This window comes from Hymenobacter sp. PAMC 26628 (genome assembly GCF_001562275.1).
Taxonomy (GTDB): domain Bacteria; phylum Bacteroidota; class Bacteroidia; order Cytophagales; family Hymenobacteraceae; genus Hymenobacter.
The window spans coordinates 3370944-3384443 of the sequence record NZ_CP014304.1 but is presented as its reverse complement, the minus strand read 5'-3'; the positions used below and the strand labels follow the sequence as shown (position 1 = coordinate 3384443).

General features: G+C 65.4%; 6 protein-coding genes. 4 read left to right on the top strand and 2 right to left on the bottom strand.

The window, feature by feature from the left end; translation table 11 throughout:
• The first annotated feature begins 97 nt into the window (after positions 1–97).
• Positions 98–919 carry an SDR family oxidoreductase gene (locus tag AXW84_RS14820; protein ID WP_068234769.1) on the top strand — a complete coding sequence of 274 codons (822 nt, stop codon included), beginning with the start codon at positions 98–100 and terminating at the stop codon, positions 917–919.
• 125 nt (positions 920–1044) lie between these two features.
• On the opposite strand, the gene AXW84_RS26315 is transcribed toward AXW84_RS14820, so the two are convergent.
• Both AXW84_RS26315 and AXW84_RS14810 read right to left on the bottom strand, forming a co-directional pair.
• Positions 1045–9078, bottom strand: a complete 8034-nt coding sequence (locus tag AXW84_RS26315) for a T9SS type A sorting domain-containing protein (protein WP_157887049.1) — start codon at positions 9076–9078, stop codon at positions 1045–1047.
• 729 nt (positions 9079–9807) lie between these two features.
• Entirely contained in the window at positions 9808–11472 is a 1665-nt protein-coding gene (locus AXW84_RS14810; RefSeq protein WP_442905518.1) for a DEAD/DEAH box helicase, read from the bottom strand.
• 170 nt (positions 11473–11642) lie between these two features.
• On the opposite strand from AXW84_RS14810, the gene AXW84_RS14805 reads away from it, so the two are divergent.
• The 3 genes from AXW84_RS14805 to AXW84_RS14795 are packed head-to-tail and all read left to right on the top strand — an operon-like array spanning position 11643 to position 13441.
• Entirely contained in the window at positions 11643–12380 is a 738-nt protein-coding gene (locus AXW84_RS14805; protein WP_068239488.1) for a class I SAM-dependent methyltransferase, read from the top strand.
• Positions 12381–12422: 42 nt separating this feature from the next.
• Complete coding sequence (locus AXW84_RS14800) at positions 12423–12755, top strand: hypothetical protein (protein WP_157887048.1); 333 nt, start codon at positions 12423–12425, stop codon at positions 12753–12755.
• On the top strand, positions 12752–13441 hold the full coding sequence (locus AXW84_RS14795) for an ATP-binding cassette domain-containing protein (protein WP_068234758.1): 690 nt from the start codon (positions 12752–12754) through the stop codon (positions 13439–13441). Before AXW84_RS14800 ends, AXW84_RS14795 begins: the two co-directional genes overlap by 4 nt.
• The last annotated feature ends 59 nt before the right edge of the window (positions 13442–13500 follow it).

Below are 13500 nucleotides of genomic sequence, written 5' to 3'. Positions count from 1 at the left end.
GCTGTAAGTCTTCGCAGCGCAAGAAAATATTCGCCCCCGCCGCACGTCTGGCAACCAGCCGGGCCCCGCTGGCCCGGTGTGTAAATTCCTTCCCATTATGCCCCAAACCGTTTTCATCACCGGTACTTCCACCGGCATTGGCGCGGCCACCGTGCGCCTGTTTGCCCGGCACGGCTGGCAGGTGGCCGCCACCATGCGCAATCCCGCCGACGCCAAGTTCGGCGACTTGCCCAACGTGCGCGTCTACGCCCTCGACGTGACCGATGCCGCCGCGGCGCCGCGCGCCATCGCGCAGGCCCACGCCGACTTTGGCGGGCTCGACGTGCTCATCAACAACGCGGGCTACGGCTTGGTGGGGCCCTTTGAGGCCGCCACCGACGAGCAGATTCAGCAGCAGTTCGCCACCAATGTGTTCGGGGTATTCGCCGTGACGCGGGCGGCGCTGCCCTTGCTGCGGGCCCAGCAATCGGGCGTTATCGTCAACATCACGTCGGTGGGCGGGCGCACGGCTTTTCCCATGAACTCGCTTTACCACGCCACTAAGTTTGGGCTCGATGGCTTTTCCGAGTCGCTGTGGTACGAGCTGGCCCCGTTTGGCATCCGCGTGAAAGTGGTGGCCCCGGGCGGCGTCGCCACCGATTTTGGGACCCGTTCCCTCCAAATGACCATCGACCCCGCCGATGACCAAGCCCCTTACGTCGGCCAGGTTCGCAACGTGCTGAAAGCCTTTGGCGAGCGCAGAGGCGCGGCTTCCACCGCCGAGCAGATTGCCGACGTCATCTACGCCGCTGCTACCGACGGCACGGCGCAGCTGCGCTACATCGCCGGGGCCGACGCGCAGGGCCTGTTGTCGACCAAAGCGCAAATGCCCGAAGGTGACTTTATGGCGATGATTCAGAAGAGTTTCAGCGGTGAATAGTATGCTGGGGCCCGGCGGGCAGTGGACCTGCCCCGCCGCGTAGGCCCGCAAAAAAGCCCCGCCAAGTGGAGGGGCTTTTTTGCGTTGCGCCCCAATCGGCGCGCTTTGCTGGCGCAACCCGTCCGCTAACGTTTAATCAAATGCTGAACAATTTTCAGGTTGCCGTGGCGGATGACGACTACGTAGGAGCCGCTGGCGAGGGCGTCCAGCGAGAGGGTGTGGACCAGGCCCCCGGCCAGCTCCTCGGACTGCACGGTGCGGCCGGTTATGTCAATTATGCCCACTTGGTAGGTGGCGGCGGGCAGGTTGGTCAGGTCCAGCGTGGCGTACGCATCGGCCGGGTTGGGGTAGAGCGTCACGCTAGGGGCCTGGGCCTGGGCTTGGGCAAACGCGACGGTCCGAACGGGGCTACTGCTGGCTTTGCCGAAGCGGTCGAGCTGCTGCAAGCGGTAGTAGACCGTGCCCGGGTGCTGCCGGCCCACGCCGGCGTCGACGAAGGCGTAGCCGCTGGGCTGGGAGCTGGTACCCGCCCCGGCCACGAAGCCAAGGGGCTCGAAGCGGGCGCCGTCGAAGGAGCGCTCGACTTGGAAGCCAGCGTTGTCTTGCTCCTGGGCCGTGGCCCACTTTAGCTGCGCGTCGGGGCCCGTGGCGTTGGCCGTGAAGCTGGTCAGCACAACCGGCAAGGGGTTCGCACCGATTTGCACCGGCACCACCTGGGTAGTTATGCCGCCGTTGGCATCAACGGTGGTGATGGTAACCGGGTAGGTGCCGGCCATCAGCAGGGTGCGGTCGAGCACGCTGATCTGGCCGGTGACGGGGTTCATCTGGAGGCCCGCGGGCAGCGCGCCGCTGCTCACGCTGCTGGTGCGCAGCCCGTTGTCGGCCACGGCGGCCGCGGCGGTGTAGGTTCCGCCGTTGGCGTCAAACGCGTTGGCAATGATGTCGCCGTTCTGGTACTGGTTGGCAGTGCCGCCTTTCACGGGCGTACCAGTGAACACGGAGGCGTTGTCCTGCCCAATGGCGATGGTGTATATGCCCGGTGCGGAAACCGCACCCTGATTATCGGTGGTGAGGTAGTTGAAGGAGGCGTTGCCGACGAAGGTAGCCGCGGGGGCAAAAGTTAGGTTAGCGACGTCGGCGAGCGAGACCACCTGGTTGGTACCCACGGGCGTACCGTTCAGCGAAAGCACGCCGGCCGCCGCCGCTGGCAAAGACGTGATGGTGAACGACCCTGGGGACCCGTCTGGGTCAAACCCAATCAGCGACGAGATGCTTGTGGCAGCGGCCGTGTTGCCCATCGGGCTTTGCAGGGTGTTCACCCGGGTGTTGGCCAGCGGCACCAGGTTGGCGAGCGTTGTGGCCTGGCTCGAGGTGTTGTTGTTCGCGCCGTTGGCAATTTCCGTGGTGGTGGTGCTCACGGTGCCCACCACCGTGTAGGTAGTAGTGGGAAAGGTGAAGGACACCGAGTTCGTTACCTCGCCCGCGGCGCCCACTACCTGCGTGGCAATGGTCGGAAACGTTACCTTGCCCGAAGCCGGGTCGTACGTACCGCCGCCCGTTACGGCAACCCCGGTCAGGCTGGTTGGCAGCTGCACGGTTTGCACCACGGTGCTGGCCGGCGAGGGGCCGTTGTTGATGGTTACCACCTGGTAGGTGGCCCGGGCCCCGGGCAGCATGGTGGCCGGCCCGCTCACATTCGTGGCCACGTCCACTGCCGGCACAATGGTCACGTTGACGGTCTGCTGGTTGTTGGCCGGTGCCGGGTCGCTGTACGGGCCGTTTACGTAGGCCGTGGCCACCAGCGGGTCGTTGCCGGGGTCGGCCACCACAATGCTGTAGATGTTGCTGGTGCCCGGCGCTTGGCTGGCCACCGGTGGAAAGGTCACCATGCCGCTCGCCGGGTTGTAGCCCAGATACAGGCCGGTGTTGGGATCCCGCCCGTTCGGAATGGCCGTGCCGTCGGGGTTATAAGCCGTGACACTGCTCAGCCCGGCCGGTAGAATTACCCGTTGCCGCATGGCCGAAGCGACGGTACCTACGTTGCTCGCCGTCACCGTTAGCGTAACCGGCTTATTGGCCTGCTGCGAAGCTACACTTGATGTGATGACCGTGGTTAAGTCCACTTGCGTGGCCGTAATGGCACTTACGGGGATGACGATTGTGGCTGCGTTGTTGCCCAGGAGGAAGTCGTTGGTCGTCGTCGATACGTCGGCGACGGCCCCCACCCCGATGATGGGGCGGTCGGGCGTTGGCAAGGAGATGACGTTGGTCACGGTGCCGCTCACGCCCACGGCTTGGTTTGAGATGGTGGGGAAGGTGACGATGCCCGTCGAGGCGTCGTAGGTACCCCCGCCCGACGCCACCACGCCGCTCAGGCCCGTAGCAATGCGCACGCTGGGCACAACGGTAGCGGCCGGTGCCGGGCCGTTGTTCGTAAACGCCACTGAGAAGACGACTAGGTTGCCCACCACCGCTGCGGTGGGCCCATCCACTGCCACGGATACATCCGAGTTCCACTTCACCGCCGTGGCCACCGAAGCCGTGTTGTTGGCCGTGAGGCCGTCAGGGGTCGAGGTAGTAACCACGGCTTGGTTGATGATGGTTTTTGGTGCGCTGCTGTCCGTCGATTTAAACGCGGGCGCGGTGTAGGCATACGTGTAGGTCCTGACCTCGCCCACGCCCAGGCTGGCCACGGCGGGGAACGTAATGAGGCCCGTGGCGGGGTCGTAAACGCCCGCTGGCACCGTCACATCCGCCGGCGCCAAGCCGGCCGGGATGGCCACGGTCTGCACCACATTGGTCGCGGGCACGGGGCCGTTGTTGATCGTGTTGACGAAGAAATTCATCACCTCCGTGGCCGAGGCAGCCGCGGGGCCCACCAGCGTCGTCGCCACGTCGGCCACTTGGGTGAGGTCCACCACGCGGGTAATCCGGTTGTCGGCCGGCACGGGGTCCGAAGTGTCCGAACTCACCGTGGCCGAGGCCACCACCGGGCCCGTAGCCGGCACATTGAAGGTGACCGTATTGACCACCGAGGTGCCGCTCGTTAGGCTGGCCAAGGCCGGAAAAGTAACCACGCCGGTTACCGAGTTGTACGAGCCACTGTTCGACGCCACCACGCCGCTAAGGCCGGTGGGCAGCTGCAGTTGCTGCACCACATTGGTAGCCGCCTGGGGCCCGTTGTTGCCCGTGCCAACGGTGAAAGTTTCCGGGGCGCCCGGTGCCACGTTTCGGGCCGAACTCGATAAGGTGCTGAACAAGTTGGCCAAGTTGGCAGTGGCCGGGGCGACGACCGTAGCGGCCGCGGCCGCGGTGTTATTCGCCGTTGTGCCGCTGGCTTCGGCCGTAGTGGTGGCCACCGCGGCCGAAACCGTGAAATTGGCGGCCGGCGCCACGAAACTGACGGTGTTGACGAGCACGGCCCCGTTGGAAAGCACGGCCGCGGCTGGGAACGTGACGACCCCGCTGGCGGCGTCGTACAGGCCGCCCTTGGAGGCGAACACACCCGCCAGCTGGGCCGGAAGCTGCACGGTTTGCACCACGCCGGCCGCGCCCGAGGGCCCGTTGTTGCTCGTCGTGACGGAGAAAGTAGCCAAGTTGCCTGCCACAACCGAAACGGGGCCCGTGACCCCGGTGGCCACATCGGCCACCGGGGTCACGTCGACGCGGGCAGTGGCGGCGTTGTTGCCGAAGATGCCCGAAGAGACGCCCGAACCAGGGCCCCCCGTCGTGGTGATGCTGGCGTTGATTACCACGGGGCCCACGGCCGGGGCCAGGAACGTGATGGTGGAAGGCGCCGTAGCGCCGGCGGTCAGCGACGGTACCACGGCGTACGTCACCAGGCCCGTTCCGCTGTCGTAAGTCCCTCCGTTGGAAACCGTAACGCCTTGCAGGCCGGCGTTCAACTGAACGAATCGAACGGCGTTGACGGCATCGCCCGGGCCGTTGTTGAGAAAGTTGGCGGTGAAAGAAACCTGCTGGCCCGGTGTGGCGGTGGTGGCCGACAGCGTGATGCCGTTGGTCGCCACGTCGGCGGCGGAATTGTTCGCCACCGCCAGCGTGAACACGTCGGGGGCTACGCCCTTGGTGCCGCTCGCATCCTGGGCCGTGGTCGTGGTAACGGTGCTCACAATTGATTCATTGCCACCCGCATCAGGGGCCGTGTAACTGAATTGGAATATGCTAGCGCCCCGGGTATTAAGCGTGGCCAACGTGCCGAAATCAAGCACGTTGGTGCTGCTGTTGTACGTGCCGCCCTGGTCGGTGACGACCTTCAGCTGGGCTGCCGTTAGGCTCACGCCGCTGGGCAGCTGCACGGTGCGCGTCACGTTGGCCGCGGCCGCTGGCCCGTTGTTGGCAAATGCAACCGAGTACGTGCCCGTGGGGCGCCCGGTGATGGAGCTAGCCAGGCCCGAGACGGCCGAAGTAACGTCGGCAAAGCCCGTGATGGCCGTCGAAGCCGTGCTGGTGTTGTTGCTCGTGACGGGTTCCGCCGAAGCCGTCGCCACCGTGGCGGTGGCCGCCACGGCCGCCGTGCCGGGGGCCGTGTACGTGATGCCAAGCGAATTGCTCGCGCCGGCGGCCAGGGTGGCCAAGGCTGGGTAGGTAATGGTCACGTTGCCGGTGGTCCCGTCGGTGCTGATGCTGGTGCTGCCCGGGGCCGACACGCTGGTTACCGGGTCGTTAGCGCTGCCCGACGACAGCACTACCTGGCGCGTGACGGTGCTGGCGTCCTGGCCGCCGTTGTTGGCGAACGTCGCCGTCAGGTTCACCGACTGGGCGGCCACCGCCGAAGCCGGCGCCGTGAGGGTGGCAACCACGTCCACGCTGCAATTGATGCCCGCCACACTGTTGGCGATGCTGTTGCTGATTCGCGTGTTAGCGATGCCGGGCAGGCCCGCGCTGGCGCCGTATGCGATGTTGCCCGCCGTCAGGCCGTTGGCGCCGCCGGCCACGGCGGCGCCGGCCGGCACGGCGTTGGAGAGGACGATGCCGCCGCCGCCGCCGCCGCCGGGGCCGTGGGCCTGGCCGTTCCCGGTGTTGGTGCCGCCGCTGCCGCCGTTGGCGGCCAGGGTGAGGGTACCTAGGCTGGTCGTGTTGTTAGCCGTGAAGAGGATGGAGCCACCGGCGCCGCCGCCGCCGCTGCCGTCGTTGAGCACCGCATTGCTGGCGCTGCCGCCGTTGGCCAGCACGGAGGCGAAACCACTCACCGAGCCGGTGCGCACCAGCACGATGCCCCCGCCGGCCGCGCCGCTGCTGGCGTAGCCGGCCCCGCCGCCGTCGTTGTTGCTGCTGCCCGCGCCGCCGCCGCCGCCCAGTATCAAGCGGCTGCTGCTGGGCGGGTTGAACGCGCCGCCGGTCTCCCCGCCCACGGCCGCGTTGCCGCTCCAGGAGTTGCCGCCACGGCCGCCGCGCGAGCCGTTGCCGCCGCCGCCACCGCCCGTGTTCTGGTCGTTGGAGGTAGGGTTGGCGTCGGTGCCGCCGCCGCCCCCGTTGCCGGGGCCCCCGCGCCCGGCGCTGCCGCTGCCGTAGCCTTCAAAGCCGGTGTCAAACACGCCCGTGCCGGTGTTCACGTAGCGCGGCGTACCCGCCACGCCTTCACCTTTCATACCGTTGGCGTTGAGCGTGGCCAGGGCCCGGTAGTCGGTGGCGGTGAGGGTGGTCGGCGCGGTTTTGTCGCCGGCCAGCATGCGGCCGGCCCCGCCCCGGAAACCGGCGCCCGACGCGTCGATTTTGAAGCCGTTAAACGCCAGTTTGCCCGCTACATCAAGCACGATTATGCCGCCGCTGTTGCCGTCCCAGGCTGTGGGTACCAGGTTGGCCCCCAGAGTCAGGTTGGCGTACTGCGGAATGCGCACAATTTGGAAGCGCCGCTGGCCTGCACCGCTGGCCGCGGCGTAATCGGCGTTTTGATAGCCATTTTTCAGCCCCGTTGTGAACGTGAGCGTGCCACCAGCGGTCGTAACGCCTCCGTTCGGCGCCACGACCACGTATTCGTATTGGCCTGCCGTGAAATTGCTGTTGTTCAAATTGTTGGTGGCAAAGCCGCCGGGAACCCCGTCGCCGTAAGCGTCGGTGTTGGTCACGTTGATGTCCGCGCCCTGCATTTGAATGACCAACAGCAGGTCGCCGGGGGCAATCGGGGTGAGGGTGGTGCCCGTGGCCGCGGCCACGTTCAACGTCTTAGCACCAGCCAGCACCGTTTGGGCCACCGTGGTAGTGGCCGATGCGGCCACCCCTCCCGAATAGTAAGTGTTGGGGTTGGCGGCCAGGGCCGTGGGCGAACCGTCGCGGCCAGGCGTGGCGCAGGGCCCCGCCGTCCCGGCCGGCCCAATGGGCGAGATGGACACGGCCACCGTCGCCGCCGCGGCCGTACCGTTGTTGTTAGCCGGGGTGGGGTCGGCGGTGTTGCTCGTGTTAGCCGCCGTCACGTTGAACGTGGCCGGCGTTGCCTGCACCACTACGGTGACGGTGTTAACCACTTGGGCCCCGCTGGCCAGTGCCGCCGTGGGGTTGAACGTGACCAGACCGGTGGCCGGGTCGTAGCCGCCGTTGGCAACCGTGACGGTGCTGAACGCCGGCTTGTTGGATAAAAGCAAGGTTTGCACCACATTGGTGGCCGTGGCCGGTCCGTTGTTGGTAGTGGTGGCGCTGTAACTTTTCGACTGCCCCTCCACGCCGGTGGTCGAGCCGTTGACCACCGTCGCCAGGTCGGCCCCCGCCGTTACCGGAATGCTGTAGTTGGCCGTGTTCGAGCTGACGCCGACGTCGTCGGTGGCTTTGTAGGTGAAAGCCGCCGAGCCGCCGAAGGTGCCGTTGGGCACAAACGAGAGTTGATACCCCGGGTTGCCGGGCGTGGCCGTGCCAGGTACCGTGATAACCTGCCCGGCCGTGGCAGCCACGCTGTTGACATAAAGCGTGCCTTGGGCCGGGGTGGGCAGCGAAACGATGGTAAACGAAGTAATCGTCGTATTGCCCGCGACGGCGTCCGGGTCGCTCGCGTTAAGCGAAGCAATCGTGGTCTGGCTGGTAGTGCTGCTCAAAATACCCGGCGAGTTGGTCACGTCGCTGGCGACGGGGGGCCGGTTTTGGGCGGTGGTAAGCGTCGAGGTATTGTTGGTCGAAACCAAGTCGTTGGCGGTCGAAGTGAAAGCCGAAGTTGCCGCCACCGACCCCGTCGCCGGCATGGTGTAGGAGATGGCCTGGGCCACGGAGGCGCCGGAGGCCAGGTTGGCCAGCACGGGCAGCACGAGCAAGCCCGTGCTGGCGGTGTAGGTGCCGCCGGTTACGTTGCTCAGGTTGGCGGGCAGCTGCACGGTAGGCGTTATGCTCGCCACTAGGTCAGGGCCGTTGTTGGTCGTCGCCACGCTCAGCGCCACTGTTTTGGTGGCCTGCGCGCGGGTAGGGCCCGTCAGCACGGTCTGAATGTCCGCCTGGGCGCACCACGACATCTGCGTGATGCCAATGGCCTGAAGGCGGGAGGTGGTGGCATTCACGTAAGGGGCAACGTTTTCATACGTCACCACCAGCTTTTGAATGGGCGTGGGAAAAGTTGCCGTCACGTTAGAAGCCGCGTTGGCGGGGCTGTCGGCATTGCCCGTTACCGCATTGGACTTGAAGGCCGGGGCAGTGCCGGCCGTGGCGGTGCTGCCGCTGCCCACAAACTGGTTGGTGTTGCCGGCCGCCACGTTGGCAGTTGTCAGCGTCAGCGGAGAAGACGAGCCGGCCGCGTAGCCATCAAAGGTCACGCGGTCCGTGTAAGTGCCCGCAGTTGTCGTGTTACGGTCGATGTCCGTTACCGTAATCGAGAAATTGCTAACCGGGCGCGAAAACGTGAACGTAACGGTGGACACGTTGGGCAAGGTGGCGGGGTTGCGGCCCGTGTTGTCCTGCTCCCAGTCCAGCACCTGCGCGTAGAAGGCAGCATCGGTGTCCACAGCAAACAAGTTGGCCGGCCCGGCCGCCGTGGTCGGGGTGTAGCCGCTGGCCGTGTACGTGGTGCCGCTTACTTGTTCGGTCGCCGTTCGCCGGTCGCCCGTTGGAGCGGTGGTGTAGTTTATTCTGCTTACCTGATTACAGGTTTGCGCCCAACTGGTAGCTGGTAGTCCCAGCAGGACCAAAACTGGCAGGAGCGCCCACAAGCGTAAGGTTGTCTTCATGGAATAGGGTAGGCAGAGAGTATAAAATGCGTTGCAGAGAAGAGCTGTTGCACGCTCCGTTCAAAAGTTAAAAGTTGTGCACGAGCGAAGTCCAGCCTGCCCGAGCGCAGGCATAACCTGACAATGGTGGTGATGACTTCAAAAAATATTGTACTTAATAAAGAAAAATTTATTAGCACGTAAGTTCTGTGTGTTCTAAAGAGCTATAAAACTTACGATGAGGACGTAATTCCAGATTTTGAACTTTTCCGTAATGCAATAATAGCGAATAAATTTAATTATAAACAGAATCATGCCGTATAAATTGGATTTTTGCCTATTGAGAGGTAGAATGCAATATTTAAAATACAAATTGATTAGAAATAATTATTGTATTATTTTATAAGAATTATGAAAATATTGAAGGTTTAAAGCCCAGCTTATTCACATCTTTTGATTGTGCTTAGATTATATTGGCTTTAATAATGAAATTGACTAAAAGGAGGAAAGCCTCTATTCAACTGCGGAAAGAGGAATAATGGCCCGGTCGTTTTTAATCGTCGTTGGGGCGGGAAGGCACTGGCTTACTCACTCGGTCAACGCGGCGGTCCAGCGCTCCTAGGAACGAGCCTTTTTAATGGCGAGAAACAGCGTTGTGCAACGCTGCCCCCTTGGCTAGCGGCAACCTTGGCGCCAAAAAAAGCCCCACTGTTTGCTACAGTGGGGCTTTTTAAAACATACGATCAGGTCTCATTCGGCCGCGGGCGGGGCGGGCATGTTCACTGGGCTGCCATCCTCGGGCTTGGGGCCGCGCTTGTGGTTGCGGCCGCCGCGGCTCCGGCGGCGCTCGCCTTCGGGCCGGGGCTCCCGGGCTTCGCCCTCGGCGCGGGGTTCGCGGGGTTCGCCTTCGGGGCGCGGGGCGCGGGGTTCGCGCGGGGGCCGTGCCTCCCCGTCGGGCCGGGGCTCGCGGGGCGGGCGCTGGTAAGGCGCGGTTGCGCCCTGGCCGGCGTCCAGCGCGGCCAGGGCGTTTTTGGCGTTGGCTAGGCGTTCTTGGTGCTTGGGGTCTTTGGGGTCGGGCGCATCGCGGCGGGGCGGGCGGCCGCCGTCGCGGGTCCCATCGCGGGCCCCGTCGCGGCCACCACCCTCGCGGCGCGGGCCGCCCTCGCGGGGGCCCCCGCCAAAGCCGCCGCTGCGGCCCCCGCCGCCACTGCCGCCCCGGGCGGGCCGCCCGCCAATTTTGCCGCCCAGGCCGGCAAAGCGCTTGGGGTCGAACTCGGGCGCGGGGCCCAGGCCCAGCTCCTCGGTGATGCTGCGTTTCTCCAGGTCGCGCTCGATGAGCTTTTCAATCTTCACCACCCGGTCCTGGTCTTGGTCCGAAACGAACGTGATGGCCGTGCCTTTGGTGGCCGCGCGGGCGGTGCGGCCGATGCGGTGCACGTAGTCCTCGGCGGCGCGCGGGATGTCGTAGTTCACCACGTGGCTCAGCGAGTCGATGTCGATGCCGCGGCTGAGCACGTCGGTGGCCACCAGAATCGGGAACTGCTTGTTCTTAAAGGCCCGCATGATTTCCTCGCGTTCCTCCTGGGTGCGGTCGGAGCTGATGCCGCGGGCCTCGATGCCGAGCTTGTTCACGGCCTTCACAATACCGCCCACGGCCGCTTTCTGGCTCGTGAATAGCACCATGCTCTGCACGTCCTGGGTTTTGATGATGTGCTCCAGTACGTAGATTTTCTGGCGGTCGAAGGCCATGTACAGTTGCTGGTCGATGCCGGCGGCGGGCTTGCTCACGGCCAGCCGGATTTCTTCCGGGTTGTGCAGAATCTGCTGCGAGAACTCCCGGATTTTGGTGGGCATCGTGGCCGAGAAGAGCAGCGTCTGCCGCTCTTTGGGCAGCTGGCGCACGATGTTGAAGATGTCGTCCGAGAAGCCCATGTCCATCATCTTGTCGGCCTCGTCCAGCACCAGGTACTTAATCTGGTCAAACTTCACGTAGCCCATTTGCAGGTGCGCGATGAGGCGGCCGGGCGTGGCAATGATGATGTCGGCCCCGCTCGTCAGGGCCCGCTTCTGCTGCTCCCAGCCCTCGCTTTTGCCACCGCCGTAGATGGCGATGCTGCTGGCTTCCACGTAGTAGCCGAAGCCCATCACCTGCTCGTCGATTTGGGTGGCCAGCTCGCGGGTGGGCACCAGGATGAGGGTGGTGGTGTGGCCGTGCTTGGCGTGCGAAATCTTGTCGAGCAGCGGCAGCAGGTAGGCGGCGGTTTTGCCGGTGCCGGTCTGGGCGCAGGCAATCAGGTCTTTGCCTTCCAGTATTTTGGGGATGGCCTGCTCCTGCACGGGCGTGGCCTGCTGGTAGTTCATGGCGTCCACGCCGGCCAGCAGGTCGTCGTGGAGGTTAAATTCGTGAAACGTCAAGGGACAGCTGCGTTAAAATGAATAATTGGGCTGACCTCGTGCTTTCGGCCAGCAAACCGCTTGATTTACGGTAAAGATACGCCCGGGGCCCACGCTGGCGCTGGCGCCCGAAACCCGGGGCCCCGGAGCAGCCCGGGGCCCTAAATTCCCAGTTGTTTACCGCCCCCAAAATGCCGCTCGACCGCTTCTCCGCCCAAGCCGCGGCCTACGCCCGCTTCCGCATCGACTACCCCGCCGCCCTCTACGAGTGGCTGCTGCCGCTGGTGCCCGGCCGCCAGCGCGCCTGGGACTGTGCCGCCGGCAACGGCCAGGTGGCCGCGGTGCTGGCCGCGCACTTCGCCGAAGTAGACGCTACTGACCTTAGCACCAACCAGCTGGCCCAGGCCCCGGCGCGGCCCAACCTCCACTACCAAACGGCCCGCGCCGAGCACACGCCCTTTCCCGACCACGTGTTTGACCTCATCACCGTGGGCCAGGCCGTGCACTGGTTCGACCACGCCGCCTACCACCGCGAGGTGCGCCGCGTGGCCCGGCCGGGCGCCGTGCTGGCCGAGTGGGGCTACAGCCTGGGCCGCATCAGCCCCGCAATCGACCTGCTCGTGGGGCACTTCTACCGCGAGGTGCTGGGGCCCTACTGGGACGAAAACCGCTGGCACGTCGACGATGAGTACGCCCGCATCCCGTTCCCATTTGCCGGCGTGCAGCGGGCGCACTTTACCGAGCAGCGGCAGTGGTCGGCGGCCTGGTACCTCGACTATTTGCGCACGTGGTCGAGCGCACAGAACTACCAAAAGCAGCACGGCACCGACCCCGTGGCGCTGGTAGCCGAGGCGCTGACGCAGGCCTGGGGCCCCGGCGAGCGGGCGGTGGCGTTTCCCGTGTTTGCCCGCGCCGGGCGGGTAGAATAATCGCAGCCAAGCAGCGTTGGCAAGCCATCCAAACCCAGCGGCATGAATGCATTGGTTACCCGGTTGCGGGCGGTATGGCTGTTTTACCGCAGCGTGGCACCGTTCATGGTGGGCATTTCGGCCCTGATTCTGCTGGTGGTGCTGTGGCCCGCCTTGCACGAGGGCTGGGCCAGTGGGTTGGTGCTGAAGTTGTTGCTCGTCAAGCTGGCTATGGGCCCCGCGGCGTGGTACTTGTCTGAGCAGCTGCGGCCCAACCAATACTGGTTCTACTTCAACCTGGGCGCATCGCGCCGATTGCTTTGGGGCGGCCTGGTCGTGCTCGATGGTCTCTTATTTCTGGGCGTGGCGGGGGCCCTGGTGGCCGCTTTCGCATGAGGCCGGCGGGGGCCCTGGGGGCCGGCCCGCACGTGCTGGAGGCCGACGGCATCCGGCTGGCCTTCGGGGCGCGGCAGGTGCTGGCCGACGTGTACCTGCGGGTGCAAACCGGCCAAATTGTGGGCTTACTGGGGCGCAACGGCAGCGGGAAATCGGTGCTGCTGCAAACGGTTTTCGGGGCCCGGGCCGTGCCCGATGCGTCGGTGCGCATGAACGGCCGCCGCGCAGTGCCTGCCTTCGCGCAGCCCGGGCTCATCAACTACCTGCCGCAAACGCCGCTGCTGCCGCCGGGTGTGCCGTGGCGCCAGGCGGCGCGCCTGCTGCGGGTCGACGCGGACCAAGCCACGGCTGGTTTCCCCGAGTTGCGGGCACAACTCCGGCAGGGCCCCGGCGAACTGTCGGGCGGCACGGCGCGCCTGCTGGAGGTGCTGCTCCTGCTGCACGCCGAAACAGCGTTTTCCCTGTTCGACGAGCCGTTTTCCGGCATCATGCCCGTGCACGTCGAGGCACTGGCGCTCGAAATGCAGCGCGCCAAGCAGCGCAAAGGCCTGCTCATCACCGACCACCGCCACGCCGAAGTGCTGCCGCTGTGCGACGTGGTGTACCTGCTGCACGGCGGCCGCTTGCAGAAACTCGGGGCTGACCCCCGGGCCGAATTGCGCGACTATGGCTACCTAGCTACCTGATTTACGGCGGTCGGCGCTGGGGGCCCCGCTGCCCTGCGCCGGGGCCCCAGTGCGGGCCA